The 26,623-nt window shown below is 71.2% G+C and carries 21 protein-coding genes; 7 read left to right on the top strand and 14 right to left on the bottom strand.

Features of this window, described 5'->3' with window-relative positions; all coding sequences use genetic code 11:
* Nucleotides 1-4: 4 nt before the first annotated feature.
* The gene (locus tag STSP_RS14595; protein ID WP_067277174.1) at nucleotides 5-847 is read right to left on the bottom strand and encodes a helix-turn-helix transcriptional regulator; all 843 of its coding nucleotides are present in this window, start codon (nucleotides 845-847) and stop codon (nucleotides 5-7) included.
* 127 nt (nucleotides 848-974) lie between these two features.
* On the opposite strand from STSP_RS14595, the gene STSP_RS14590 reads away from it, so the two are divergent.
* Nucleotides 975-1,826, top strand: coding sequence for an NAD-dependent epimerase/dehydratase family protein (locus tag STSP_RS14590; protein WP_067277171.1), 852 nt, complete (start codon nucleotides 975-977; stop codon nucleotides 1,824-1,826).
* A 96-nt stretch (nucleotides 1,827-1,922) separates the two neighbouring features.
* Here STSP_RS14590 and STSP_RS14585 read toward each other — a convergent pair whose 3' ends face one another.
* Nucleotides 1,923-2,615 (bottom strand): FadR/GntR family transcriptional regulator, encoded by a 693-nt coding sequence (locus STSP_RS14585; RefSeq protein WP_067277404.1) that lies wholly within the window; start codon nucleotides 2,613-2,615, stop codon nucleotides 1,923-1,925.
* A gap of 119 nt (nucleotides 2,616-2,734) precedes the next feature.
* On the opposite strand from STSP_RS14585, the gene STSP_RS14580 reads away from it, so the two are divergent.
* The 6 genes from STSP_RS14580 (at nucleotide 2,735) to STSP_RS14555 (ending at nucleotide 12,499) form a co-directional block, all read left to right on the top strand.
* The gene (locus STSP_RS14580) at nucleotides 2,735-4,195 is read left to right on the top strand and encodes an Nramp family divalent metal transporter (protein WP_198547341.1); all 1,461 of its coding nucleotides are present in this window, start codon (nucleotides 2,735-2,737) and stop codon (nucleotides 4,193-4,195) included.
* Nucleotides 4,196-4,256: 61 nt separating this feature from the next.
* Nucleotides 4,257-5,993 carry an IlvD/Edd family dehydratase gene (locus STSP_RS14575; RefSeq protein WP_067277169.1) on the top strand — a complete coding sequence of 579 codons (1,737 nt, stop codon included), beginning with the start codon at nucleotides 4,257-4,259 and terminating at the stop codon, nucleotides 5,991-5,993.
* 41 nt (nucleotides 5,994-6,034) lie between these two features.
* Nucleotides 6,035-7,225, top strand: coding sequence for a fumarylacetoacetate hydrolase family protein (locus tag STSP_RS14570; RefSeq protein ID WP_067277166.1), 1,191 nt, complete (start codon nucleotides 6,035-6,037; stop codon nucleotides 7,223-7,225).
* A 124-nt stretch (nucleotides 7,226-7,349) separates the two neighbouring features.
* Complete coding sequence (locus tag STSP_RS14565) at nucleotides 7,350-8,759, top strand: FAD-binding oxidoreductase (RefSeq protein ID WP_232789634.1); 1,410 nt, start codon at nucleotides 7,350-7,352, stop codon at nucleotides 8,757-8,759.
* A gap of 183 nt (nucleotides 8,760-8,942) precedes the next feature.
* Nucleotides 8,943-10,964 carry a hypothetical protein gene (locus STSP_RS14560; RefSeq protein WP_078067169.1) on the top strand — a complete coding sequence of 674 codons (2,022 nt, stop codon included), beginning with the start codon at nucleotides 8,943-8,945 and terminating at the stop codon, nucleotides 10,962-10,964.
* Complete coding sequence (locus STSP_RS14555) at nucleotides 10,958-12,499, top strand: type 1 periplasmic-binding domain-containing protein (protein WP_078067168.1); 1,542 nt, start codon at nucleotides 10,958-10,960, stop codon at nucleotides 12,497-12,499. Before STSP_RS14560 ends, STSP_RS14555 begins: the two co-directional genes overlap by 7 nt.
* Nucleotides 12,500-12,651: 152 nt before the next feature.
* Here STSP_RS14555 and STSP_RS14550 read toward each other — a convergent pair whose 3' ends face one another.
* The 12 genes from STSP_RS14550 to STSP_RS14500 all read right to left on the bottom strand — a co-directional run bounded on the left by STSP_RS14550 (nucleotide 12,652) and on the right by STSP_RS14500 (nucleotide 26,391).
* A complete protein-coding gene (locus tag STSP_RS14550) occupies nucleotides 12,652-13,614 on the bottom strand; it encodes an ABC transporter substrate-binding protein (protein ID WP_067277164.1) in 963 nt (320 codons plus the stop codon).
* 231 nt (nucleotides 13,615-13,845) lie between these two features.
* On the bottom strand, nucleotides 13,846-14,514 hold the full coding sequence (locus STSP_RS14545) for an ABC transporter permease (RefSeq protein ID WP_067277161.1): 669 nt from the start codon (nucleotides 14,512-14,514) through the stop codon (nucleotides 13,846-13,848).
* Nucleotides 14,511-15,221: an ABC transporter permease gene (locus STSP_RS14540; protein WP_067277158.1), complete on the bottom strand. Its 711-nt coding sequence runs from the start codon at nucleotides 15,219-15,221 to the stop codon at nucleotides 14,511-14,513. Before STSP_RS14540 ends, STSP_RS14545 begins: the two co-directional genes overlap by 4 nt.
* Nucleotides 15,218-16,387 (bottom strand): ABC transporter ATP-binding protein, encoded by a 1,170-nt coding sequence (locus STSP_RS14535; RefSeq protein ID WP_067277155.1) that lies wholly within the window; start codon nucleotides 16,385-16,387, stop codon nucleotides 15,218-15,220. The genes STSP_RS14540 and STSP_RS14535 overlap by 4 nt, the downstream gene beginning before the upstream one ends.
* Before the next feature lie 194 nt (nucleotides 16,388-16,581).
* On the bottom strand, nucleotides 16,582-18,009 hold the full coding sequence (locus STSP_RS14530; protein ID WP_067277153.1) for an amino acid permease: 1,428 nt from the start codon (nucleotides 18,007-18,009) through the stop codon (nucleotides 16,582-16,584).
* Nucleotides 18,010-18,382: 373 nt separating this feature from the next.
* Nucleotides 18,383-19,054 carry a TetR/AcrR family transcriptional regulator gene (locus tag STSP_RS14525; RefSeq protein WP_067277150.1) on the bottom strand — a complete coding sequence of 224 codons (672 nt, stop codon included), beginning with the start codon at nucleotides 19,052-19,054 and terminating at the stop codon, nucleotides 18,383-18,385.
* Nucleotides 19,021-21,108, bottom strand: coding sequence for a CocE/NonD family hydrolase (locus tag STSP_RS14520; protein WP_067277147.1), 2,088 nt, complete (start codon nucleotides 21,106-21,108; stop codon nucleotides 19,021-19,023). Before STSP_RS14520 ends, STSP_RS14525 begins: the two co-directional genes overlap by 34 nt.
* A gap of 73 nt (nucleotides 21,109-21,181) precedes the next feature.
* Nucleotides 21,182-22,954, bottom strand: a complete 1,773-nt coding sequence (locus tag STSP_RS14515) for a dipeptide ABC transporter ATP-binding protein (RefSeq protein ID WP_078067167.1) — start codon at nucleotides 22,952-22,954, stop codon at nucleotides 21,182-21,184.
* Nucleotides 22,954-23,853, bottom strand: a complete 900-nt coding sequence (locus tag STSP_RS14510; protein ID WP_067277144.1) for an ABC transporter permease — start codon at nucleotides 23,851-23,853, stop codon at nucleotides 22,954-22,956. Before STSP_RS14510 ends, STSP_RS14515 begins: the two co-directional genes overlap by 1 nt.
* Nucleotides 23,850-24,806, bottom strand: a complete 957-nt coding sequence (locus tag STSP_RS14505) for an ABC transporter permease (protein ID WP_067277142.1) — start codon at nucleotides 24,804-24,806, stop codon at nucleotides 23,850-23,852. Before STSP_RS14505 ends, STSP_RS14510 begins: the two co-directional genes overlap by 4 nt.
* 2 nt (nucleotides 24,807-24,808) lie before the next feature.
* Nucleotides 24,809-25,138, bottom strand: a complete 330-nt coding sequence (locus STSP_RS40185; protein ID WP_232789633.1) for a hypothetical protein — start codon at nucleotides 25,136-25,138, stop codon at nucleotides 24,809-24,811.
* Nucleotides 25,135-26,391 (bottom strand): ABC transporter substrate-binding protein, encoded by a 1,257-nt coding sequence (locus STSP_RS14500; protein ID WP_232789632.1) that lies wholly within the window; start codon nucleotides 26,389-26,391, stop codon nucleotides 25,135-25,137. Before STSP_RS14500 ends, STSP_RS40185 begins: the two co-directional genes overlap by 4 nt.
* Nucleotides 26,392-26,623: the final 232 nt, after the last annotated feature.

Here is a 26,623-nt window from a genome sequence, read left to right as displayed (position 1 = left end):
TACGTCAAGGGGCGCCGGTTGTGCTCGGGGACAGGTCCTGCAGGCCCACGACCCGCAGCAGTTCGAGCCGCTCGTGCGTCTCCGTGCCCGGCCGCGCCGAGTGCACGACGAGCAGCTGGTCGTGGCCGTCGCCGAGCAGCACCTCGCAGTCCAGGTCGAGGACACCGACCACGGGGTGCAGGACGCGTTTCGGCGACGGACGGCGCACCACCACCTCGTGCGACTCCCACAGTTCCTGGAAATCGCGTGATGTGGCACGGAGTTCGGCCGTGAGGGCGGCCGGGCCCGGGTCGTCGGGGCGTGCCGCGGTGACCGCCCGCAGGCTCGCCACGTGGGCGCGGGCGTGCGACGCGTGGTTCTCGGGCGGGAACAGGGCCCGAGTGGCCGGGTCCGTGAACCAGCGGCGGATCACATTCGTCCCGGTGTGGGCGCCGGTCAGGGCCACCGACATCGTGTTCTGCGCGAGCACCTCGCCCCAGTCGCTCAGCACCGCAGCCGGGAGATCGTGCAGCCGGTCCAGGATCAGCAGCAGCCCCGGCCGGACGTGACCGGAAGAACCGCCGGGCCGGGGCGGCTCCTGGCCCGCCAGATGGAACAGGTGGTCGCGCTCGGCGTCGGTGAGACGTAGCGCGCGGGCCAGGGCGGTGAGCATCTGCCGCGAGGGGTGGGAGCCGCGGCGCTGTTCCAGGCGCGTGTAGTAGTCCGTGGACATTCCGGTGAGCTGCGCCACCTCCTCGCGGCGCAGCCCCGGCGTGCGGCGCCGGGGGCCCGGTGTCAGGCCCACGTCGGAGGGGGCCAGGCGGGTGCGGGCGCGGCGCAGGAAGTCGGCGAGTTCGGCTCGGTTCACCTGTTCAGGATCGCTCGGGACCGGGCTCGTATCCAGGGAGTGCCGGTCCCTGGATAACCGCGTCTCTCCCGCTGTCCCCACCGCTCCCGCACGCTTCAGGCATGGCTACGACAGCGAGGAGGCGGCCATGCTGACACTGGTGACGGGTGTGACGGGGAAGGTCGGGCAGCGGTTCGTGCCGCGACTGCTGCACAGCGCGCCCCAGGGCGACCGGGTGCGGGTGCTCGTGCGGGACGCGGCACGGGGCGAGCAGTTCGCCGAACTGGGCGCGGACGTGGTGGTCGGCGACCTGCGGGACGCGGACGTGCTGGGCAAGGCGACGGCCGGGGCGGACGCCGTGGTGAACGTCGCCGCAGCCTTCCGCGGAGTACCGGACGAAGAGGCATGGGCGGTCAACCGCGACGCCGCCATCGAGCTGGGGCGGGCCGCAGTGGCTTCCGGCGTGCGGCGATTCGTGCAAGTCAGCACAGGGCTGGTGTATGGCACCGGGCGCGGCAGGCCGCTGGTCGAGGACGATCCGGTGGTGCCGGGAGGCCTGTTGTGGGGCGCGTACCCGCAGTCCAAAGGGGAGGCGGAGCGCGCGCTGCAGGCGATGGACGGTCTCGACGTACGGATCGGCCGGCTGCCCTTCGTGTACGGCGACGGGGATCCGCATCTCGCCGATGTGATCCGCCTGGCTGCGTCCTGGGCCGCCACACAGCGCCTCCACATGGGCCATCACGCGGATGTCGCCCAGGGCCTGCGACGGCTCCTGTACGCGCCGCAAGCGCACGGCGTCTACAACATCGCCGACGACGCCCCGGTCGACACGGTCGACCTCCACCAGCTCAACGGCGTGCCGGTGCCGCGGGAGGCATACGACAAGGTGGACCCAGACCCTTGGTACGGCATCATGTCGACGGCCCGCATCCGCCACGAACTGGGCTTCCGCCCGTTCTTCCCGTCGGTCTGGGCGGCGAGGGACGCGGGCGCCCTCTAGCGCCACAGGGACACTTCAGCTCGTGAGCTGCTACGGCGCGCTGAACGGGAGCTCGCTCGCAATGAGGGCGGCCCGCTGGCCTCTCGACTGGGGCCCTCAGCCCTGCGCGAGCCCGGGCGACTGAGCGATCTCCCGCTCGGCGGCGTCGATGATGCCGAGCACGGCCGCTGACGCCGCCGCGGGATCGCCGCGTTCGACGGCGTCCACGACGGCGCGATGGGCCGGGAGCGAGGCTTCGACCGCCCCGGGAGTCTGCGTGCTCACCACGAAGCTGTGTTCCAGGGCGATGTCGATCGCCCGGCCCAGCGAGCCGAGCAGACGGTTGCCGCTCGCGTCGAGCAGGGCGCGGTGGAAGGCGATGTCGGCCTCGACATAGCCGCTGCGCCCGGGCCGGGCCGCCGCGGCCTCCATGGCCGTCAAGGCGTCGTACAGGGCTCGTACGTCACCGGGGCCGGCCCGTTCGGCCGCGAGCCGGGCGGCCTCCGGCTCGACGATCCGCCGCAGTTCACCGGTGTCGCGCAGCAAGACGGCCGAGTCACCGGCCTGTTGCCAGCGCAGCACGTCGCGGTCCAGGTGGTTCCAGTGCTCGGGTGGCAGCACGCGCGTGCCCGTGCGCGGGCGGACGTCGAGCATCCCCTTGGCGACCAGGGCCTTGACCGCCTCGCGCAACGCGCCCCGGCTGACGCCGATTTCGATGGCGAGCACGTCCTCGACCGGCAGCGGCTTCCCCGGCTGCCACGCACCGCTCACGATGCGCCGGCCGAGCTCGTCGACCACGCGCTGATGCATGGTCCGGTACTGCACCACGATCTCTGCACACCCCCTGGACGAGTTTCATCGAATCATTTAATGATTGCTGTCATGTTACGTGGCCGCCAGTCCGACCGGACGAAGAGAGGCGTTCCCCAATGACGCACGCGGACGACGAGATCGGCACGCCCCACCGTGCCGACGCACCCTTCCCCATGAACAGCCGCCACCTGCCGATGCCCGAAGTACGGACGCTGCCCGCCCCGCCGCGCAAGACGTGGCGCATCATCGGCCCGGGCATCGTCGCGGCCGGAGTCGGCCTCTCATCGGGCGAGTTCATCCTCTGGCCGTACATCGCATCCCAGGCCGGGCTGGTTTTTCTGTGGGGGGCGGTCGTCGGCGTCGTCACCCAGTGGTTCCTCAACATGGAGATCGAGCGCTACACGCTCGCCACCGGAGAGACGGCCATCACCGGCTTCAACCGCTACTGGCGGCACTGGGGCGCGGTGCTCGTCGGGCTGACGTATGCGGCGAACCTCTGGCCGGGCTGGGCCACCGGCTCGGCCACCATGCTCTCCTACGTCTTCGGCGGCGAGCCGACCGTCATCGCGGTGTGCCTGCTGCTGCTCATCGGCGCGATCCTCACGCTCGCGCCCGTCGTCTACACCGCGCTGGAGCGGCTGCTGTTCGTCAAGGTCGCTCTGATCGTCGGGTTCTTCGTCCTGGCTGTGATCTTCGCGATCAAGGCGGCGAGCTGGAAGGAACTGCCGGAGGCCGCCACCCACATCGGCCAGTTCCCCAGCGAACTCGGCGTCGCCGTGCTGATGGGAGCGCTTGCCTACGCCGGGGCGGGCGGCGGGCAGAACCTGTGCCAGAGCAACTGGATCCGCGACAAGGGCTTCGGCATGGGCCACTACGTGCCCCGGCTGGTCAGCCCGGTGACCGGCAAGGAGGACGCCGGTTCCGGTTCGGCCGCCGGATACGTCTTCGTGCCGGAAGGCGAGAACCTCCTGCGGTGGAAGCGCTGGTGGCGCTTCGCCAACACCGAGCAGGCCGTGACCTTCGGCCTCACCACCATCGTCACCATCGTGCTCGCCTCGCTGCTGGCGCACTCCACGCTCTTCGGCACCCAGGGCCTCTCCAACGACGTGAGCTTTATCCGGGAAGAAGGCGAGGTGCTGCAGTCGCAGGTGGGCGGCTGGTTCGGCGTGCTGTTCTGGCTGATCGGTGCGTTCTCCCTGTTCAGCGCGGCGACCGGCATCGTCGACTACACCAGCAGGCTCACCGCGGACGTCCTCAAGTCGACGTACATGCGGGACTCGCGCGTCCCCGAGAGCCGGCTGTACTTCTGGCTCGTGTGGGGCCTCGTCGCCATCGGCGTCACCATTCTCGCGCTCGGCGTCGACCAGCCGCTGGTCCTGCTGGTGGTGTCCGCCTGCGTGGCCGGACTGATGATGTTCGTCTACTCCGGGCTGCTGCTCTACCTGAACCGCAAGGCGCTGCCGGCGCCGCTGAAGGTGCGCAGCTACCGGGCGGCCGCCCTGGTGTGGGCGGTCGGGCTCTTCGGCGTGCTGTCGGTTCTGACGGTACGGCAGCAGATCGAGAACCTCTTCGGCTGACGCCAGCCGACCAGGCGTGTAACCGCGAACTGACCGACACGACCACCACAGGAGTACCTACATGACGGACGGGAAGCAGACGGAACGCCGTAGCCAGGCCTGGTTCGGCGCCAGTGGCCGCAGCGGGATGGTGTACCGGTCCTGGATGCGCAACCAGGGCTTCGGACCCGAGGTGTTCGACGGGCGTCCGGTCATCGGCATCGCGACCAGCGCTTCCGAACTGGCCCCGTGCAACGCCCATCTGACGCGGGTCGCCGAGGCGGTCAAGCGCGGGGTGTGGCAGGCGGGCGGCTTCCCACTGCAGTTCCCCACCATGGCCACGGGCGAGACGCTGATGCGCCCGACCGCGATGCTCTACCGCAACCTCATGGCCATGGAGGTCGAGGAGCTGATCCGGGCCAATCCGCTCGACGGCGTCGTCCTGCTGTCGGGCTGCGACAAGACGACGCCCGCCATGCTCATGGGCGCCGCCAGCGTCGACCTGCCCGCCCTCATGGTCACCGGCGGGCCGATGCTCAACGGCAAGTACCGGGGCCAGGACGTCGGGTCGGGCACGCACGTGTGGAAGTTCGAAGAGGACCTGAAGACCGGCCGGATGACGCAGGAGGAATGCTTTTTCGCCGAGGGCTGCATGGCCCGCTCCAACGGCCACTGCATGACCATGGGCACCGCCTCCACGATGGCGTGCATGGCGGAGGCGCTCGGCATGCAGCTGCCGGGCTCCGCGACCTGGCCCGCCGTCGACTCCCGGCGGATGGAGACCGGGCAGGCGGCGGGGCGGCGCATCGTGGAGATGGTGTACGAGGAGCTGCGGCCCTCGCAGATCCTGACCCGGGAGGCGTTCGAGAACGCCATCCGTGTCAACGCGGCCATCGGCGGCTCCACCAACGCCATCATCCATCTCACCGCCATCGCCGGGCGCGTCGGCGTCGCCCTGACCCCCGAGGACTTCGACACCCTGGCCCGCGCGGTGCCGACGCTGGTCAATCTGATGCCCAGCGGGAAGTACCTGATGGAGGACTTCTGCTATGCGGGCGGGCTGCCCGCCGTCCTGGCCGAACTCCTCCGTGGCGGACTGCTGCACGGCGAGCAGATCACCGTCACGGGTCGCAGCATCGGCGAGAACGTGGCGGACGCGGAGCGCATCGGTTCCGACGTCATCACCGGCCTCGACGCCCCGTTCCAGCCGCCGGGCTCCGGCACCGCCGTCCTGCGCGGCAACCTGTGCCCCGACGGCGCGGTGATCAAGCAGTCCGCCGCCTCACCGCACCTGCTCACCCACCGCGGCCCGGCACGCGTCTTCGACTCCCCCGAGGCGTACCACGCGGTCGCCGACGACCCGGATCTCGACGTCGACGAGAACACCGTCATCGTCATCCGCAACGCCGGCCCCAAGGGCTACCCGGGCATGCCCGAGGTCTCCAACGTCCCGCTGCCCGCGAAGCTGCTGAAGGCGGGCGTCACCGACATGGTGCGCATCTGCGACGGCCGGATGAGCGGGACCGGATACGGCACCGTGGTCCTGCATGTGGCGCCCGAGGCGGCCGTCGGCGGGCCCCTTGCACTGGTACGCGACGGGGACCCGATCGTCCTCGACGTTCCGAACCGCACTCTGCGCCTGGACGTGGACGACGCCGAGCTCGAGCGGCGCCGGACCGCGTGGAAACCGCCCGTTCCACAGCACACCAGCGGCTACGCCTGGCTCTACACCCAGCACGTCGAACAGGCCGGCCAGGGCGCCGACTTCGGCTTCCTCCGCGGGTGCCGCGGCCATGACGTACCCCGCGACTCCCACTGAGCCGTGCCCAGCGACACACCCTCGACTCCTGGAGAAGCACCGTGGAATCGGCAGTAGCCCGCCCCCGCCCGGCCCTGACACCCGAATCCGTCCTGCCGGAAGACGCAGGCCAGGCCACCCTCATCGCGCGCGTGCACGAGCCGGAGTGGGGCGGACCGTGTGTGGCCGCGGTGCGCGGCGAGCACGTCGTCGACCTGACCGCCGTCGCACCCACCGTCTCCGACCTGCTGGAACGCGACGACGCGGAGACGATCGTGCGGGAGGCGCCCGGCGGACGCACGTGGCGTCTGGCCGAGCTCCTTGACGCTACCGCCGCGGGCCGCCGGGACCGCCCGCACCTGCTCGCGCCCATCGACCTGCAGGTGATCAAGGCCGCGGGCGTCACCTTCGCCCGGAGCCTGCTGGAGCGGGTCGTCGAAGAGCGCACGGGCGGCGATCCGGCCCAGGCCGCCCGGGTGCGGATGCGCATCGGCGAGCTCGTGGGCGGCGCCGTCGACCACATCCGCCCCGGGTCGCCGGAGGCCGAGAAGGCCAAGGAACTGCTGGTCTCCGAAGGGCTGTGGTCCCAGTACCTGGAGGTCGGGATCGGCCCGGACGCGGAGGTGTTCACGAAGGCTCCGGTGCTGTCCGCGGTCGGCACGGGAGCCGAGATCGGCGTGCTCGCCGCCTCCGTGTGGAACAACCCGGAGCCGGAGGCCGTACTCGTCGTGGACTCACGCGGCCGGGTACGCGGCGCAACCCTCGGCAACGACGTCAATCTCCGGGACGTCGAGGGACGCAGCGCGCTGCTGCTGTCCCGCGCCAAGGACAACAACGCCTCATGCGCGATCGGCCCGTTCGTCCGCCTGCTCGACCGCGGCTTCGATCTGGACGCCGTGCGCGGGCTGGACATCGACCTGCGGATCGACGGCCGGGACGGTTACGTCCTGCACGGCAGCAGCTCGATGCGTGAGATCAGCCGCGACGTGCTGGACCTCGTCGCCGCCGTGCACGGGGCGCATCACCAGCACCCCGACGGCTTCGTGCTGTTCACCGGGACGCTGTTCGCGCCCACCGAGGACCGGCACGCACCGGGGGCGGGCTTCACGCACGAGCACGGCGACGTCGTGCGGATCTCCAGCCCGCGGCTGGGTGCACTGGTCAACACCGTCACCTCCAGCGAGCAGGCCGCACCGTGGGAGTTCGGTCTGCGCGCGCTGATGCGCAACCTGGCGGGGCGGGGCGTGCTGTAGGGCCGGCCGCGTCGGGCCCGTCCGCGTCGCGCCCGCCCGCGGCGGGCCTGCGCCCGGCCCTGCGCCCGGTCCACCGTACGTCCCGATCCCCCCACCATGTCCCGTTCTTCGCAGGAGGTCCTCCGTGCACGCCCCGAGCCACACGTACGGCACCGGCACGGCCGCGGCGCTGGCCGCCCTCGCCGCGCAGCTTCCGCCGCACGCGCTGGTCACCGAATCCGACGTACTCGACGCGCACCGCACCGACCACGCCCCGTTCTGCCCCAGCGGCTCCCCCGCCGCGCTCGTGCGCGCGCACAGCACGGAGGAGGTGTCCCTCGTTCTGCGCACGGCGGACGAGCACCGCATCCCCGTGGTCCCGCAGGGTGCGAGGACGGGGCTCGCCGGGGGCGCCAACGCGGTCGACGGCTGCATCCTGCTGTCGGTGGAGCGCATGGACCGCATCCTGGAGATCGACACCACCGACCAGGTCGCCGTGGTCGAGGCCGGAGTGGTCAACGCCGTGTTCTCGCGGGCCGTCGCCGAGCACGGCCTGTTCTACCCGCCGGACCCGTCGTCGTGGGAGATGTCGACGCTCGGCGGCAACGCCGCGACGAACGCCGGGGGCCTGTGCTGCGTGAAGTACGGGGTCACCGGGGACTTCGTGCGCGGCCTGACCGTCGTCCTCGCCGACGGCACCGTACTGCGGACCGGGCGCCGCACCGCCAAGGGCGTGGCCGGCTACGACCTCACACACCTGTTCGTGGGCTCCGAGGGCACGCTGGGCGTCATCACCGAAGTCGTCCTGGCGCTGCGCCCTGCCGCGCAGACCCCGCTGACCGCCGTCGCATTCTTCCCGACACCCGCTGAAGCGTGTGCCGCCGTCGCCGACTACATGGCGGACGGCACGCGGCCCAGCCTGCTGGAACTGATGGACCGTCCGACGATGGACGTGGTCTCGGCCTACCGCGACCTGGGCTTTCCGCCGGAGGCGGGCGCGGTGCTCATCGCCCAGTCGGACCGGGGTGATCAGGCGGCCGAGGACCTGAAGCGGTTCGCTCATGTCGCGCAGACGCACAGGGGCGACGCTGTGGTGGCCGACGACCCCGCGGAGGCCGAGATGCTGCTGGAGGCCCGTCGCCTGGTCGGGATCGCGACCCAGAGCCTCGGTGCCTACCTGGCCGAGGACGTGTGCGTGCCGCGCCGCGTGCTGGCGGACCTCGTCGACGGTGTGGCGGACATCGCGCGCCGTCACCGTGTGCTCATCACCTGCGTCGCGCACGCCGGGGACGGGAACCTGCACCCTCATGTGATCTTCGACCCGGCCAGGACGGACGAGGTGGAACGGGCGCAACGGGCCTTCGGCGCGGTGATGGACCTGGGCCTGGCACTGGGCGGCACGATCACCGGCGAGCACGGCGTCGGCGTACTCAAACGCGACTGGCTCACCAAGGAACTCGGGCCGGCCGGTCTACGGGTCCACCACAGCATCAAGCGGGCCCTGGACCCGCACGGCATCCTGAACCCGGGCAAGGTCCTGGCCGATCGGGTGTGAGAGCAGTCCTGATGTCGACCGGTCCGGCTCCGCGTGTCCACGAGTTCCCTGCGGGGCTCGAAGGGATCCGTAAGGGGCTCGAAGAGGGTCCGCAGGGAGATCGAAACTTGCCGAATATCTTTACGAGTACCGGGAATTGATACCTTCCCGGAGCGTGAGGCGAGGCCGGTCGAGGGGAGTGGGGTGGCTGACGACAGAGCCGGCAGAACCGAGCGGGATGCCGCGATACGCCGGCATCTCGCCGAGCACCTGCACAGACCGCAGGGGCCCTTGCGACCGCTGCCCGCGCTCGTGCTGCTCGGCTCGCGCGGCAGCGGCAAATCGGCGCTCACGGCGCAACTGCGCGAGTGGGCCCAGCGCATCCCGTTGGCGGCGCTCGATCTGGAGCCCATCGGCGAGCGTGGCGGCACCCGGATCGACGTACTGACCGAGCTGGCCTTCCAGCTCAGCGCACACCGCGACGGGTTGCCGCAACTGGGCTTCCCCGCACTGGGATCGCTGCTCGCCGCGGTGGGCACCGCGGTCGACGTACGCAGCCGGGAGCAAGCCGTACGCGACATGGCGGAAGCGCTGCGGCAGGGCCGCGCGCGTGAGCACTCGTACGAGGAACTGCAGGGCATCGCCGACGGCATCGCCCAGCTCGCCGGGCTGCCCGGGTGGACCTCCGCCGTGCTGCCGCTGGTCCAGGGCGGCATGCGGCTGGGCCTGTGGATGCGGCTGCGCCGCCGCTTCTCGGAGACCTCAGCGGGCGGCCCCGGCCGGGGCTCGACGACCGACTTCCTGGTCGGCGTCAACCGTCTCTACCACGGCTATCCGGCCCAGCGCGCCGAGGCGGAGCGGGTCCTGCTCGACGCCTTCCTCGCCGACCTGCGCGGTGCCTACGCGACGAGGCGCGCCGACCGGCTGCGCACCACGCACTGCCTGGCCCTGCTCGACAACGCCGACTCGCCCGTCGGGGAGTCCTTCCTCAACCTGCTGCTCGACGCCCGTACGCGTTCCGGCCGCCCCGACCCGCTGCTCGTGGTCGCCACGGCCCGCCGCCGGCCCGAGGCCCTGGTACGCGCCGAGACCGGCGGCGGCCGCCGCCTCGACTACCGCGACAGCTGGTCGCAGGACGGCGAGTTCCAGCCCCTGGCGGCGGGCCTGCTGACCGCCGGGCGGTTGCGCGACCTGGAGCGGCGCGAGGTCGAGGCCCAGGCCGCCACCACGCTCGACGCACTGCCGCCCGGCTCCGTGCTGCCCCACGCCGACAACGCGGTGCGCTGGCTCGGCTGGATCGTGTACGAGCTCACGCGGGGGCACCCTCGCGGTACCGCCGCCGTCCTCGACACCCTGCGCCGCATGCCCGCCGACATGCCCTGGGACGAGCGGGTACGCCAGTGCCTCGCGCCGCTCGACGGCAGTGTCCAGCCGCAGCCGGTACTGTCCGCAGGGCCCGCCCTGCTCGACCTGCTGCTGCGCGACTGCTCGGCGCAGCTGACCCGGGTCCTGCCGCGCACCGCCGCCTGCGCCACGCTGGGCCGCGCCGAGACCTGCGAAGGCCTCTGGGAGGGGCAGGAGCCGGTGCTGCGCGAGTTCGTCAGCCTCAGCGCCGACGACCTGCGCACCGTGCCCGATCCGGACGAAGGGCTGCCGGCGCTGCACCGCCTCACCCGTTTCCTGCTCCTGCGCCGCCTCGACGCCGTGCAGGGCGACGCCGTCCAGCCGGACACCTGGACGGGCGCGCACCGTGCGCTGCGCGCGGCCGCCCGCGCCCGCGGCGACCTGCGCGCCGTCGCCTACCACGATCTGGCCCTGGGCGACCTGCGCGCCGCGGCGGACTACCTGCGGGAGCGTTTCGACGAGTGCGGCGCCGACGAGTGGTGCGCCGACCTGGCCTGGATCCAGCGGGCCCCCGCGCGCTGGGGCGGCGCCCTGCCCGAACCGGCCCGCGAGCGCTACGAACGCCTCGTCGGGGTCGCCGAGGGCGATGCCGCACGGCGCGCCATCACCCGCCTCCTCACGGCGGGCTGGATCACCGCGCACCCCAGGCACGACGGTACGGGCCCGCAACCGTACGCGGATCCGCTCGGCGATCCGTACGCCGAGCTGTACCCGGACATCGCCGAGGAGTTCCTCACCCTGCGGCGGCCCATCGGCAACGAGCACGACCGTCATGTGCTGCTGCGCATGGCCCAGCGGTACGAAAGGAAGCCCTGGTGGTGACGATGACCGACGACCGCACGTTCGTCCCGCCGCGCCCGCCGCGCCGCACGGCCCCGTGGATCGCCGCCGGCGCTGTTGTGCTGGCCGGCGCGGTGTGGGGCGCCTGGGCGGCGTACGACGCCTATCAGCAGGACCGGCAGGAGTGTGCGCCGGGCATCCTCAAGCAGGGGCCGCGCCAGGAGTGCATCGGCGTCAGCGACGGCTCGTTCGCCTTCGACGACTCGCTCGCGGACGTCATGGACAAGATCGAGGCGGAGAACCGCCGGGTCGAGGAGTCCGGCAAGCCGTACGTGTCGATCGCCTACGTCGAGCCGCTGACCACCGTGAAGGGCGAGGAGGAGGCGAAGTACGGGCTGCGCGGCGAGCTGATCGGCGCGTATCTCGCTCAACTGGAGCTAAACGACCCCGAGTTGGGTGCGGGCCGCGGCGACCTTCCGCAGATCCGGCTCCTCGTCGGCAATCTCGGTTTGCGCTCCGAACAGTGGAAGCCTCTCACCGACGACCTGATCGCCAAGTCGAAGGACGACAACCACCTGGTGGCCGTCGCTGGTTTCGGCCAGAGCCGCGGCGGCACCCAGTACGCGGTCGACGCGCTGCGCGCCGCCGGCATCCCCATGATGGGCGCGACAGTGACCGCGGACAGCCTCAGCGACGCCTCCAGGCCGGGCTTCTTCCGCGTCTCGGCACCCAACCGGGACCAGGCGAGCGGCGCTGTCAACTACCTGAAGGAGCAGCAGAAGAAGGACCCCGGCTACAAGGTCGCGGTGATCCGCGACCGCAACACGGACGACATCTACAACACGTCCCTCTCGGCGTCCTTCGAGTCCGCCGCGACGGACCGCGGGCTGCGGCTCGAAGGCGCCCCGCTGGAGTTCCTCTCCGGGGTCGACGGCGTCTCGAACGCGTTCTCGTCCGTCACCGACAAGGTGTGCGCTCTCAAGCCCGATGCCGTGTTCTTCGCGGGCCGCGGCATCAACCTCCGCAATTTCATCAACTCGATGTCGGCGCCGGACCGCCGCTGCGAGGTCACCTTGCTGACCGGGGACGACGCGGTCGGCGTGTACTACGGCTCATCGGAGAGCGAGTCGCGGCGGGCGAAGTTCCGTACGGAGTGGCAGGACAGCCGGGTCACCGTCCTGTACACGGCACTCGGCCATCCCAGCCTCGCCGCGGAGCTGTACGCCAAGGCCAACAATCCGCTTCCGGACTTCCTGAAGCTGTACCACGCGGAGTTCGGCGGTGCGTCGGACGACGACCAGCGGGTCCTCCAGGACGGGCAGACCGTCCTCGGCCACGACGCGGTGTGGACGGTCGGCGTCGCCGTGCGCAACGCGGCGGGGCCCGACGGCAAGGGCCAGGTGAACCCGGGAGCCACCCTGCAGATGCTGATGCAACTCGGCGGTTCCGAAGCCGTGTCCGGGCTGAGCGGCCCCATCTCCTTCGGCTCGGACGGCAACCCGGACGGCAAGCCGATGGCTCTGGTGCGGATGGAGCCGAACGGGACGTACACGTTCCGGGACGTGCTGCGGCCGTAGCCGTTCACCCTGAAGCGGGCGACCGCTTCACCACTCGTCCAACACGACGCGGCGGGTGCCCTGGAGGATACCGCCACGCCCCTGAGGCAGTGGGGGATTGATTCCGAGGCACCCGCGTCGCTCCGTCAGCGGTCGGTCGAAGGGCGCCGGCGTCAGTCGAGGCCGGCGGACTTCAGCCAGGCCTTGGCTACGTCCAGCGGGTCCTTCTTCTCGAGCTGAACCTGGGCGTCCAGATCGAGGAGTGCCTCCGTGTCGAGCTTGGCCGAGACCGCGTTGAGGGCGTCGACGCCCTCCTGGGACAGCCCCGACTTGTAGACCAGCGGTTGCACGTTCTGGAACCCGAAGAGGTTCTTCGGGTCCTGGAGGACCACGAACTTCTCCTTGGTGATGGTCGGGTCCGTGGTGAAGATGTCCGCGGCCTGCACGGTGTTCTTCTTCAGCGCCGCCTGGGTCAGCGGGCCGCCCGCGTCCAGGGCCTTGAAGGACTTGAACTCCAGGCCGTACACGGACTTCAGGCCCACCATGCCCTGATGCCGGGTCTGGAACTCCGGGCCGCCGCCGAAGACCAGGTCCTTCGCTATGTCCTTGAGGTCGGCGATGCTGGACTTCTCGGTGAGGTTGTACTTCTTGGCGGTCTCCGCGTTGACCGTGACGGAGTCCTTGTCCTGCGCGGTCGACGGCTCCAGCAGCGTCAGCTTGGAGTCGAGTTCGGCGTTGATGGCGGCCGTCGTCTCGGCGACCGTCTTCGGGGTGGCCTTGGGGTCGAGGTAGGCCAGCAGCGCGCCGTTGTACTCGGGCATGACGCTGATGGAGCCGTTCTTGATCAGACCGTAGGTCGTCTCGCGGCTGCCGATGTTGTGCTTGTAGGTGACCTTGATGCCCTTGGCTTTCAGGGCCTCGCCATAAATGTCGGCGAGCAGGATGCTCTCGGCGAAGTTGTTCGAGCCGACGACGACGGTGCTGCCGTTCGCCTTGTCTTCCGAAAGCGGGTTGTCGGACTTGTTGTCGGAGGACGACGAACACCCGGCGAGGAGCGCCGCCGCGGCCGTGAGCGCGACGGCGGCCGCGCCAGGATGTCTCGTGCTGGACCTGCTGCTCTTCGCGGTATGAGTCACAATTCCCGTTCCGATTCCGGAGGTTGGTGGGGGGATGGCAATGGAAGGGTCGGGGCGGCGTACTCGCACCGCCACTTCACTGATCCAATCCAGCCGCCTCTCAGTCAGTCAAGAGTGGACTGGGCAGTTTGGATACAGCCATGTGAATTCTTCGTACGCCGCACGCGGTGCCCGACGGGCCCGGGACGATGGAGGATCCGCCCCGGGCCCGGGGCCCTTTGTACACCGCCGCTAGGCGCTCCTGCGCACCCCTGGCGACACCGCGAGCCGCGTGACCGCCCAGAACACCGCCAGCGTCGCCAGCGCCAGCACGGCGACCAGGGTGGCGCCGCCCACCACCTTCTCGTAGTCGCGCTGGTAGAGGCCGTCGACGATGTAGCGGCCGAGGCCGCCGAGGCTGACGTAGGCGGCGATCGTGGCCGTCGAGACGATCTGGATGGCCGCCGAGCGCAGGCCGCTCAGGATCAGCGGCAGCGCGACGGGCAGTTCGACCTGGAGCAGGATCCGGGACTCCTGCATGCCCATGCCCCGCGCGGCGTCCACCGGGGACGGGTCGACGGAGCGCACGGCCTCGTACGTGGTCACCAGGATCGGCGGGATCGCGAGGACGACGAGCGGGATCATCACGGGCAGCAGCCCGAGCCCGAGCAGTACGAACATCAGCACGAGCAGGCCGAAGCTGGGCAGCGCGCGGGCGGCGGTGGCGATGAAGGCCAGCGTGTTGCCGCCGCGCCCGGTGTGGCCGGTCAGCAGGCCCACCGGCAGTCCGATGGCGGCGGCGATGCCGAGCGCCATCAGCGAGTACCCGATGTGTTCGAGGACCCGGTGCGGGATGCCGTCGTAGCCGTGCCAGTGGGCGCTGTCGCTGAAGAAGGCGTTGACGAAGCTCAGTACGTTCACCGGACGGCGTCCTCCAGGGCGGGCGCGGCCGGTTCGGGCGCTCCGGCCGCCTTCGGTCGCTTACGGGTGCCGCGCGGCATCCACGGGGTCAGCAGGACGCGTACGAGGACCAGCAGGGCGTCCATGACGATGGCGAGGAAGGCCGTCGTGACCACGGAGTTCACCGCGAGCACGGGCCGGTGGTAGAACATCGCGTCCGCGAGCAGGTTGCCGAGGGCCCCCTGGTTGCCGATGAGGGTTCCGACGCTCACGAGGGAGATGCTCGAGACGGTGGCGACCCGCAGGCCGGCGATGATGGCGGGCACGGCGATCGGCAACTGCACCTGGACGTACCGCCGTACGGGCCCGAAGCCCATGGCGGTGGCCGCGGCCAGCGTCTCCTGCGGAACGGAGCGGACGCCGTCGACGATCGCGGGGACGAGTACGACCAGGCTGTACACGGCGAGCGGGATCATCACGGTGAGCTCGGTCTGGCCGGTGTAGTCAATCAGGACGACGAAGAAGGCCAGCGACGGGATGGCGTACAGCACGGTCGTGACGCCGAGCACCGGCGGATACAGCCAGCGGAACCGCACGCACAGCTGGGCGAGCGGCAGCGCGAGCAGCAGTCCGGCCAGCACCGGCAGCAGGGCCTCCCGCAGGTGCAGTCCGATGAGTCCGAGATAGCTGTGCTGGAGGTCGCTCGGGATGTCGAAGAACCCGTTCACCCGGCGACCTTCTCGTCCGTTCGGCGTCCCGTGTGGTGTCCGGTCTGATGTCCCGCGCGGTGTCCCTCGGCGTGGGCGCTGCGGATCGCCTCGCCGATGGTCTGCTGCGAGACGACGCCGACGACCCGTCCGGTGCCGTCCACGGCGACGGCCCAGCCGGTGGGCGAGAGCACGGCGCCGTCGAGCGCGGCCCGCAGCGACTCCTCGCCGTGCTCGAAGGGCCGCCCGTAGGGCAGGAGCCGCTCGGTCACCACGTCTCCTGGGGTCAGGTCGTCCGGCTCGCTCCAGCCGAGCGGCTTTCCTTCCGGGTCGGTGACGAGGAGGTAGGGCACGTCCGGGGTACTGACGGCGGCGATCTGCTCGGCGGTGGCGTCGACGGCGACGACGGGAGCCGTCTTCAGCTCGAGCCCGGCGGAGGCGAAGAAGGACAGCCGGCGGATGCCGCGGTCGGTGCCGAGGAAGTCCTCGACGAAGGCGTCCGCCGGTGCGGACAGCAGCTCGTCAGGCGGCGCGAACTGGGCGAGCTTGCCGCCGGTGCGCATCACGGCAACCATCGTGCCCAGCTTGATGGCCTCGTCGATGTCATGCGTGACGAAGACGATGGTCTTGCCCAACTCCTCCTGGATGCGGAGAAGTTCGTCCTGCAGCCCCTTGCGCACCACCGGGTCCACGGCGGAGAACGGCTCGTCCATCAGCAGCACCGGCGGATCCGCGGCGAGCGCCCGCGCCACGCCCACGCGCTGCTGCTGGCCGCCCGACAGCTGGTACGGGTACCGCTTGGCGAGCGATGCGTCGAGCCCCACGCGCTCCATCAGCTCCCGAGCGCGCTCCCGTGCCTTCTCCTTGCCCCAGCCGAGCATGCGGGGCACGGTGGCGATGTTGTCGATGATCGTGCGGTGCTGGAAGAGCCCGGCGTTCTGGATGACGTAACCCATGGACCGGCGCAGGGTGTTGACCGGCTGCTTCTGGATGTCGACGCCGTCGAGGAGGATCGTGCCCTCGCTCGGCTCGACCATCCTGTTGATCATGCGCAGGGTCGTCGTCTTGCCGCATCCGGACGGCCCGACGAGGACGGTGATCGAGCGATCCGGTATCTCCAGCGAGAGCCGGTCGACGGCCACCGTGCCGTCCGGGTACCGCTTGGTGACTTCATCTATCCGTATCAAAACGCCGAATACCCCTCGGGTCTGGCAGAAGCTACCCGCTTGCGGAAACGGTCACGCGGGCCGTTGCGGGGAGAGTCTAGACCCGTTGTGTTGCGGCACTTTGACGGGTGGGCGACGGGGTTGCGCCGAGGGTGCGCCGGAGCGGGACGGTGCGCCGGGGCCGAGGTGTCAGACCTCGACCCCGGGCCGAGACGTCAGGATCGCGCCGCGCGCGCCGACATCAACGCGTAGACCAGGACACCCGCGAAGAGGAACAGCACGCCTTGGTAGACGGCGGAGTAACCGGAGCCCGCCAGAAGCCACATGGAGAAGCCGAACGCCGCCAGCGCGAGCACGGCGTCCCGGGCGAGACGGGCCGGGCGGACCCGGTCGCGCTGCCCCGAGAAGAGGAAGTACAGCTGTGCCGCGGTCGCGAGAAGGTACGGGACGGTCGCGGTGAAGGTCGTGATCAGCACCAGGATCTCGAACACCCGGGCCGTCCCGGCCATGTAGTTGTAAACGGTCAGCAGCGAGGCGAGGACGACCGTGACGATCACGCCGAAGGTCGGCACGCCCCGTCGCTTCTCGGCGAAGCGTGCCGGGAACAGCCCGTCGCGGGAGGCGGCGTACGCGGTCTGGGCGCTGAGCAGCGTCCAGCCGTTGAGCGCGCCCACGATCGACACCAGCGCCGCGCAGGCGACCGCCGCGCCGCCCCACGTGCCGCCGAACATGGCGTTCACGGCGTCGCTGAAGGGGGCGCTGGAGGTGACCAGCTTGTCGTGGGCGACGGTGCCGAAGACGGAGAGGGTGCCCAGCAGGTAGACCAGCGCCGCGCCGAGCGTGCCGAGGACGGTCGCCCGCCCGACGTTGCGCCGCGGGTCGCGCACCTCGCCGGCGCTGACCGCCGCCGACTCGACGCCGAGGTAGCTGAAGAGCAGGATCGCGGCGGACGCGGAGACCGCGCCGAGGGCGCCGCCTTCGCCTGCCTGGAACGGACCGAGGTTGTCCGGGTCGAAGAAGAACAGCCCGCCGATCGCGACCAGCAGCAGAGGCACGAACTTCAGCACGGTGGAGACGAGCTGCACCGCGCCGACGTATCGGGTCCCGGCGAGGTTGGCGAGGGCCGGCAGCCACTGCAGGACGAGTGCGGCGGTCATCATCAGCCACGGGGAGCCGTGCAGGGGCAGCAGCACGTCCAGGTAGCCCACGGCGGTGACGGCCAGCGCCGCGTTGCTCACCCAGGAGGTGATCCAGTACGACCACGCGGCCAGGAACCCCGCGAAGTCGCCGAAGGCCTCGCGCACGTAGACGTACGGCCCGCCGGTGCGCGGGTCGCGCTGCGCCAGCCGCCCGAAGACGAGCGCGAGCGCGATGGCCCCGACGGTGAGCACGCCGAAGGCGACGAGGCTGATCGTTCCGTACGGGGCGACGGATGCGGGGAGCAGGAAGATGCCGCCGCCGATGATGTTGCCCATGACCAGCGCGGTGGCGACGGGAAGCCCGAAGCGCCGGGCGTGCCGGCTGCCTCCTTCCCCTTCGGGGGACGGGCGGTGCCCCGTCTGGGAGGCGGGGCCTTGGGCCGGGGCCGCGATGGGCCCGGCCGGGGCCGGAGCCGACGAGGAGACGGTTCCGGTGTCGTGCATGGGGGGTGGTGCGCCTTTCGTCGTGCTGGTCACCGTCGCCCGGCCCCGCGGGTCCGGCGTCGGCTCCCCCGGCCTGCGCAGCGACGGCCCGGCGTACGGGCGCACGCCTGCTGCGAGAACCGCTGGGGGGATGCACTCCATGGTCGGTTATCGGACATCGCACACCAAATCACCGAGGAATGTCCGCTGAACCGGCACCCGAGGCCGGAAATCGGACAGATCTGGACCCCTGTGACCGCGCATCCTTCGCCGTTGGGATGGACGGACGCCTCAGCGAGGTCCGAGGTCCGAGGTCCAAGGTCCGAGGTCCGAGGTCTGGGAGGGCGCGCACGGGCACGCCCTCCGCAGCGACCAGCAGCCAACGACGGCAACCTCAGCGGCCGGCGCCGAGCTCGGCCGCGACCAGCCGGTTCAGATGGAGACGGGCGTCCTCCGTGCTCAGCGGCGGCGCCTGCCGCAGCCGCTGCAGCGCCAGACCGTCTGCGAGCGCGGCGAAGCGGACCGTGAAACCGTCCGGGTCCTCGCAGACGAAATCCCCGTCGGCGACACCGCGCTCGACCAGTGCCCGGATCTGGCCGTGCCAGGCCTCGTACCGCTCGGCCTGGCCGCGGGCGAAGGCCAGGTCCGTCTCCTGATCGCCCGCGCTCCAGTAGTCGAACCACATACGCCAGTGCCGGTCGGTGTCCTCCGTGAACAGCGCGTCGATGAGCAGTCGCAGCGCCTCGGCGGCGCTGGTCGCGTGCTCGGCGGCCTCGCTGAGCGCCGCGTAGTACCGCTCGATGTGCAGCACCATCGCCTCGGAGAGGATCTCCTGGACGCTGCCGAAGTGGTACGTGACCGTGCCGACCGAAACGCCGGCCGCGGCGGCGACGTCGCGCACTCCGACCGAGGCGTAGCCGCGTTCGGCGATCAGCGGCACGGCCGCCTCGACGATGAGGCGGCGGCGCACCTCGGTGGGCTGCCGGGTGCGGTCGGCGGCGGCGACGGCACGGCGAGGTGTCCTGGCGGCCTTCACGCGGACGTCCTCGGGGTGGTGCGGTGCCATGCGCGCTTGGCCACTGTCTCTCCGTTCGCCCGTGCTTCGACGCGACTGTCCATGATGAAGTCCGCGGACGTGGCGCGCAGCTCCGTACGGGTGACGATCTCGGCGTCCCAGTCGTTCCCGTGGCCCTTCGCGTGATCGTCACCGAGTTCGATCCCGTGATCGTCACCGAGTTCGTTCCAGAGTGCGTCCCCGCGCCGCAACCGGATCGTCCATTCGGACACGGCCGTGGCGGAGAGCGGATCGTCGGTACGGATGCGGTACGTTTCGCGGGCGCTCTCCTCGTAACGCAGCCCGTCGGGATACGTACGCGAGCCCCCGTAGTTGGGGTCGACCTCCAGCGTCCACTCCCCCTTCGCCACGTCGTGCGTGACGAGCCGCTCCGCTCGCGGATCCGCCGGCTGGTCGTACGTCACCGGGAGCGGCGGGGCCTGCTCGGGTTCCTCGAACCGGATCGGCTCCCGGCCCTCGTCGTGCGCCGGATCACGTACGGGCAGGAGCAGGGCGCTGTCGGCAGGCACGACGGTCAGCTGGCCGCGCTCGCCGTGCGGCCACACCCACGGCCAGTACGAGTCGGAGACGGCGACGCGGATACGGTGCCCCGGCGGGAACGCGTACCCGATGCCGGTCAGTTCGACCTCCACGTCCTCGTACGTCCCCGGGGTCCACTCCACGGCCTGGTCGCGCCCGTGCCTGCTCAGCAGGTTGAGCACGCCGCGGGTGACCAGCGTCGAGGAGCCGTCGGGCGCGACGTCGCACAGCCGGGCGATGACGTTCGCGCGCGGCGTGGCGCTGTCGAGGCGGAGCCGGACGCGCGGCCGTCCGAGGATCTCCACCCGCGTCTGAAGCGGCGCCGAGTCGAAGCAGACGGACCGGCCGTCCTCCTCGCGCTGGTCGGGCGGCAGGTCGCTCGCGTTGCCGAAGGGGAAGAAACGGCCGGAGTCGAGGCCGGTGTGCTGCGGCGACCGTACGAGAACGGGGTCGCCGCCGCTGCCGAGCGGCCGCTCGTCCCAGGTGACGGACGGGGACGGCCAGACCGCCTCGCCCACCCACCGGCCCGGCATGACGTCGTACGACGTGGCAGGCGGCACCGGTTCGTTGATCCACGCCCGGAGCCGCGGCTCCCGCATGACGCCCGTGTCGGCGCCTTTGAGGTGCTGGTCCCACCAGCGCAGGGTCTCCTGCAGGAACCCGATCGCGGGGCCCGGCGGCAGCCCGCGGTCCGGGTACTGATGCGACCAGGGACCGACCAGCCCGCGGACCTTGTCCTCGGGCAGGTGCTCCACCAGCCGCAGCACGGTGTCGCGGTACGGGTCGTTCCAGCCGCCGACGGCCAGCACGGCCGCGTCGAGCGCGGAGTAGTCCTCGCAGACGCTGCCGTGCCGCCAGTAGTCGTCGCGCTCCTGGTGGGCGAGCCAGGTGTGCAGGAACGGCTCGAGGGCGTCCAGGCGCTCGCGCCACATGGGCAGCCAGCGGTCCCGGCCGACGTTGGCCGGGTCCGGCGGGCGGGAGGCGAAGGCGAGCATGGTGCCCGCCCAGGCGAGCATGTCGATGCCCAGGACGGCACCGCCCGTGTAGTGGACGTCGTTGTCGTACCGGTCGTCCGTCGAGCAGACGGTCACGATCGCCTTCAGCGGCTCGGGCGCGAGAGCGGCGATCTGCAGGGCGTTGAACCCGCCCCATGAGATCCCGAACATCCCTACCGCGCCGGTGCACCAGGGCTGCGCGGCAAGCCAGTTGACGATGTCGACGCCGTCGGCGAGCTCCTGCGCGTCGTACTCGTCGCCGGGCGTGCCCTCGCTGTCGCCGTGACCCCTGATGTCCAGGCGGACGGAGGCGTAGCCGTGTCCGGCGTACCAGGGATGGCGCTGGGCGTCGCGGGGCGCGGTCCAGTCGCTCTTGCGGTAGGGCAGGTATTCGAGCAGTGCGGGCACGGGGTCCGTCTCGGCGTCCTCGGGCCGCCAGATCCTTGCGTGCAGCCGCGTCCTCCCGTCCCGGGTGGGGATCCAGACGTCGTCGCGCCGGACCTGGCGGGGGAACTGCTCGCGGTACTTCACGGGGCTCCTTTGCGGTGTCGGGTGAGTGAGTTGTGCTCTCGGGGGCGGGGGCACGGGCAGCTCCCGGCAGGACCTACGCCACGGCCCGCCATCGCCGCACCCGGTGACCATCGCCGTGGTCGGTCCACATGTCGTCCGGCTCGGCCGCGTCCGCCCAGTCCGGGCCGGGTTCGGCCAACGGCGGCGCATCCGGGTCGGGTTCAAGGGCGGCGGCCATCAGCTGTCGCGTGTAGGGATGCCCCGGTGCCGCGAAAACCGCCTCCGTGGGACCCTCCTCCACGACGACCCCGTGGCGCAGGACGACGACCCGGTCGGCGATGCCCCGCACGACGGCCAGGTCGTGGCTGATGAACAGGCAGGCCAGCTGCCGTTCCCGCCGAAGGTCGTCCAGCAGCCGCAGAACGTCAGCCTGTACGGAGACGTCCAGGGCGGTGGTGATCTCGTCGGCGATCAGCACATCGGGCTCGCCGGCCAGCGCCCGGGCGATGCCGATGCGCTGCCGCTGCCCGCCGGAGAGCTGCGCGGGCAGCCGGTCGGCGAGCGCCGGGTCGAGCCGTACGTCGGCTATCAGCTGCCGAGCACGGGTGGCGGCCTCCGTACGCGAGGACGCGGTGCCGAAGAACCGCAGCGGGCGGCGGACCGTGTCGCCGACCGCGCGCCGCGGGTTGAGGGACATGTCCGCGTTCTGGAAGACGAGTTGGACCTTGCGCCGCAGGGAGAGCGGCCGTTTCTGCGCGGGACGGGCGAGATCGCCCGCGTCGTGGGCCATCGTGCCGCCGGAAGGTGTGCGCAGGCCCGCGAGCGTCCAGGCGAGCGTGGACTTGCCGCTTCCCGACTCGCCGACGAGGGCCAGCACTTCGCCGCGCCGGACGTCGAAGGAGACGCCGTGCACGGCACGCGATGACCCGTAGTCGATGGTGACGTCGCGCGCGGAGACGGCCACAGGTGCGTCAGCGGGTACTTCCACCTTGGGGCGCACCTCCCGCTGCCCGGCATCCCCGACGATCGCCAGCCCGGTGTCGTCGAGCCGCGGCACGCTGGCCAGCAGCCGTCGGGTGTACGGGTCTTCGGGTGCGGCGAACAGCCGGTGGGTGGGGGCGGCCTCGACGACGCGCCCCGACCGCAGCACGGTCACCTCGTCCGCCATGTGCGCGACGACCCCGAGGTCGTGGCTGACCAGCACCGCAGCGAGGCCGAGTTCGTCGCGCAGCGCGCCGATCAGGTCGAGGACGCTGCGCTGGGTGACGACGTCCAGACCGGTCGTGGGCTCGTCGAGGACGAGCACCTTGGGGCGGGCCGCAATGGCCATGGCGATGGCGACGCGCTGCTGCTGTCCGCCGGAGAGTTCGTGCGGGTAGCGGCGGGCGAGTTCGGCGGGGCGGGGCAGTCGCACCTGTTCGAGCAGGTCCACGACGGGAACGTCGCCGCCCGCCTCCTCGATCTGCCGCCCGATCCGCATGGACGGCGTCAGAGCGTGGCCCGCGTTCTGGGCGATCATCGCGACCGTTCCGCCGCGCAGCCGCCGCAACTCCTGTGCGGAGAGGGCGAAGACGTCCTTGCCGTCGACGCGCACGGAACCGCCGGTGATCCGGGATCCGTGCCGGAGATGCCCGAGCAGTGTCGCCGCAACCGTCGACTTTCCGCTGCCGGACTCGCCGACCAGGGCCACCGTCCGGCCGGGTGCCACCTCCAGCGACACCTCATGGACGACGGGCACCTCGCGCCCGCCCGAGCGGTAGGCCACGGACAGCCCGGCCACGGAAACGATGGATGCGGTGGATGCGGTGGATGCGGTGGAACCGGTGGACGCGCCGGACGTGCTGGATGCGGGGGATGCGGATGCCATCAGGAGCCCTCCCTGATCCGGTCGACGCCCCAGGCCTTCGACAGGCCGTCGGCCGCGAGGTTGAGCCCGACCACCAGCGTGGCCAGGGCAATGATGGGCGCGAGGCTGGCCATCGGGACGACGGTGATTGCGGTGCGGTTCTCGGCGACCATCAGGCCCCAGTCGGGGGTCGGCGGGTCGGCGCCGAAACCGAGGAACGACAGCGAGCTGATGAGCAGTACGACCCAGGAGGCCCGCATCGCGGCCTCGACGCACACCACGTCGGTGATGTTGGGCAGCACCTCGCGCCGCAGGATCGACCAGGTGCCCTCGCCGCGCGCGCGGGCCGCGGTCACGTAGTCGGCGGGCACGACCGCGAGGGCCGCGCCCCGTACGACCCGTATGACCTGGGGTACGCAGACCACGCCGATCGCGAAGACGATGACGCCGGAGCCGGTACCGAGCGCGGTGACGATGACGAGCAGCGTCAGGATCGACGGCACGGACAGGACCGCGTCCAGGACCCGCATCAGGACGTCGTCGAACCAGCCGCCGCGCAGCGCCGCCGCGCATCCGACGACCGTGCCGAGGGCCATGGTCAGCAGCGTCGCGGCGAGGGAGACGCCGAGGGCGTACCGGCCGCCGTACAGCACGCGCGCCAGCACATCACGGCCGTACTGGTCGGTGCCCGCCAGGTGCTCCCAGCTGGGCCCGAGCAGCGCCTGCGAAGCGTTGTTGGCGATGGGGTCGTACGAGGTGAGGACGGGTGCGAGCAGGGCGATCAGCAGGTGGACGGCGACGATCACAAGGCCGATGGCGGCGGCGCGCGAGGAGCGCAGGGTGCGCCAGGCGCGCGTGGCGGCGGCGACCCGTCCGGCCGGGGCCGGGGCTGGGACCGCGGGGCTTTCCAGGGTGGTCATCGGGTCCTCCCTCGCGTGCGGAGCTTGGGGTTGAGGGCCATCGCTCCGAGGTCGGCGGCGAGGTTGCAGACGACGTACACGACCGCGCTGATCAGCGCGATGGCCTGGATGACGGGCAGGTCCCGGTTCTGCACCGAGGAGAGCATCAGCTTGCCGATGCCCGGGTAGTTGAAGACGTTCTCGACGACGGCGACTCCGCCCGCCAGCCAGGCGACGTTGAGGGCGATGACGTGGAGGGTGGGCAGCAGTGCGCTCGGCAGGGTGTGCCGGGTGACGACCCGCCAGGTCGACAGGCCCTTGAGCCGGGCCGTGGTCACGTACTCGCTCGCCATCACGTCGATCACGGAGGTACGGGCCATGCGCACGATGTACGCGGCCATGACGACGGCGAGGGCGGCGGCCGGGAGCCATACGGCGGGCAGGAGCTGCCCGACGCTCGCCTCGGGCCCGTACAGCACGACCGCGGGGAACATCGGCAGTGCGACCGAGAAGCACAGCACCAGCACAGTGGCGACGACGAACTCGGGGACGCTCATCCCGACCAGGCTCACCGTGGAGATCAGGTGGTCGGGCCAGCGGTCGCGGTACAGGCCGGCAAGTATGCCGAGGAGCAGCGAGCCGGTGACGGCGAACAGGATCGTCACGAGGGCGATCACGGCGGAGTTCCCGAGGTACAGGGCGACTTCGCCGCCGACGGCCTTCCCGGAGACGAGCGATGTGCCGAAGTCTCCGTGCAGGGCGCCCTGGATCCAGTCGGCGTAGCGCTCCCAGGCGGGCTGGTCGAGCTTCAGCTTCTCGCGCAGGGCAGCGACGGCATCGGCCGTTGCGTCCTTGCCGAGGACCTGCGTGGCGACATCGCCGGGCAGGGCCTGTACGGCGAGAAAGACCAGCACGGAGGAGAGGACCAGGGTGCCGAAGGCGGCGGCCACGCGTCGCGCGACGAAGGAGAACATGCTCAGGCTCCCTTCAGGCCGATGCCGAGGTAGTCGAACTCGAAGCCGTGCTCGGCGTAGCCGCGCACCTTCCGCGAGATGCCGACGAGCCGGTCGGCGAACATCGGAGTCATGGCACCGCCCTTGTCCATGACGAAGGTCTGCGCCTCGCCGTACAGTTCGCGGCGCCGCGCGTCGTCCGTCTCGCGGCGAGCCCGGTCGAGCAGCGCGTCGAAGTCCTTGTCCGACCAGGCGGTTTCGTTGTAGGAGGACCCGCTGCGGAAGACCTGGGTGAACAGCTGGTCGACGGGCCGTCCGGTGTACCAGTAGGTGGCCATCAGCGGCTTCTTCATCCAGATCTGCGTGTAGTACGAGTCCGCGGCGGCCGTCTTGACCCAACGCGGATGCCGGCCCGCTTGGCCGAATCCTGGTAGGCGAGAGCCATGGGCGTGAAGATCGGGTCGTAGGAGGACGTGTAGAGGTCGACCGCCAGGCCCTCGTGCCCCGCCTTCTTCAGCAGGTGCCGGGCCTTGTCCGGGTCGTGTTCCGGGTGGGCGGCGATGTGGGCGGGGTCGCTGGGCGGGACGGGGTTGTCCCAGCCGGCCGTGCCCGCGCCCTGCAGCGCGACCTTCACCACGTACTCGGGGTCGTAGGCGAGCTTCATGGCCTGCCGCACGCGGACGTCGGTGAACGGTTTCTCGGTGGTGAGCATCGGCAGTACGTACCACTGGGCGTTCTCGACGCGGGCGACGGTGGCCCGGTCGGAGGCGGCGACGACGCGGGCGGTGGCGAAGTCCAGGTTGGTCTGGGACAGCAGGTCGACCTGCCCGGCGAGCAGTGCGTTGGAACGCGCCTGCATGTCGGCGACCGTGTAGAAGTCGATGGCGTCGAGGACCGGACGCCCCTGCCAGTGGTCCTGGTACGCGGTGATGCGGCCGGGGCCGGCCGGGGTGAAAGACTCCAGCTTGAACGGGCCGGTGCCGATGCCGGTGCGGCCGATGGCGCGGGCACTTCCGTCGGGGATGACGTAGCAGTTGTAGTGCGTGAGGAGGCTGGGGAACTCGGCGTTGGGGGTCTTGAGGGGGACGACGAGGGTGTGGTCGTCGGGGGTGCGCAGTTGCCTGGCATCGACGAGAGGCGCGAGGACGGCGGCCTGCGGTGACGCGGTCTTCTCGTCGAGGATGTGGCGGAGGGTGTAGGCGGCGTCGGCGGACGTGAGGGGCCGGCCGTCGTGGAAGGTGACGCCCCGGCGGATACGGAAGGTCCAGGTGCGCGCCTTGTCGTCGGGCTCCCAGGATTCGGCGAGGTCGGGGGCGAGCTTGCCGTCGGCACCGATGCGGACGAGCCGGTTGTAGAGCGCGCCCAGGTATTCGTACGCCGACAGGGCGCTCGCCGGGTCGAGGGTCTCGGCGTCGGATGCGGGCGGCCGGGCGATGCGGAGGGTGCCGCCGCGGTCGGGGTCGCCCTTGGCGGCACCGGCGGGCAGAGCGGGGGCGGCCGACGCGCCCGTGCAGCCGGTGAGCAGCCAGGACGCACCAAGGGATGCGGCGCCCGCCGTGGCCGCGGCAAGGACCGACCGCCGTCCTGGACGGTGGATGTCGGACATGTACCGATCACCCCTCTCGCTATTCGTTCGGCCGAACGATTGAGTGAAGTCCGTGAACGATAACGAGCCGACGGTTCTGCGCCAACCCTTGGAGCGCGGAAATCAACCGGGGAAACACACTCGTTACGCCGATGCCGACGGCGTGCGTCCAGCCGCTGGGGTACCCGGAGTCGCGCAGGAGCGGACCTCGCACACGTCCGCCAGCGCGCCTGCGAACTCGCGGCGCGGTTCA

It is taken from the genome of Streptomyces jeddahensis (assembly GCF_001642995.1).
GTDB classification, from domain to species: Bacteria; Actinomycetota; Actinomycetes; order Streptomycetales; family Streptomycetaceae; genus Streptomyces; species Streptomyces jeddahensis.
This window is presented reverse-complemented; position numbering and strand designations above follow the sequence as displayed.

Excerpts from the sequence above, each read along its gene's own strand:
- STSP_RS14500 (WP_232789632.1), bottom strand. The coding sequence starts at position 26,391 with ATGTCCGACATCCACCGTCCAGGACGGCGGTCGGTCCTTGCCGCGGCC.
- STSP_RS14505 (WP_067277142.1), bottom strand. The coding sequence starts at position 24,806 with ATGTTCTCCTTCGTCGCGCGACGCGTGGCCGCCGCCTTCGGCACCCTG.
- STSP_RS14510 (WP_067277144.1), bottom strand. The coding sequence starts at position 23,853 with ATGACCACCCTGGAAAGCCCCGCGGTCCCAGCCCCGGCCCCGGCCGGA.
- STSP_RS14515 (WP_078067167.1), bottom strand. The coding sequence starts at position 22,954 with ATGGCATCCGCATCCCCCGCATCCAGCACGTCCGGCGCGTCCACCGGT.
- STSP_RS14525 (WP_067277150.1), bottom strand. The coding sequence starts at position 19,054 with ATGGCACCGCACCACCCCGAGGACGTCCGCGTGAAGGCCGCCAGGACA.
- STSP_RS14585 (WP_067277404.1), bottom strand. The coding sequence starts at position 2,615 with ATGCATCAGCGCGTGGTCGACGAGCTCGGCCGGCGCATCGTGAGCGGT.
- STSP_RS14575 (WP_067277169.1), top strand. The coding sequence starts at position 4,257 with ATGACGGACGGGAAGCAGACGGAACGCCGTAGCCAGGCCTGGTTCGGC.
- STSP_RS40185 (WP_232789633.1), bottom strand. The coding sequence starts at position 25,138 with ATGAAGAAGCCGCTGATGGCCACCTACTGGTACACCGGACGGCCCGTC.
- STSP_RS14530 (WP_067277153.1), bottom strand. The coding sequence starts at position 18,009 with ATGCACGACACCGGAACCGTCTCCTCGTCGGCTCCGGCCCCGGCCGGG.
- STSP_RS14590 (WP_067277171.1), top strand. The coding sequence starts at position 975 with ATGCTGACACTGGTGACGGGTGTGACGGGGAAGGTCGGGCAGCGGTTC.
- STSP_RS14580 (WP_198547341.1), top strand. The coding sequence starts at position 2,735 with ATGACGCACGCGGACGACGAGATCGGCACGCCCCACCGTGCCGACGCA.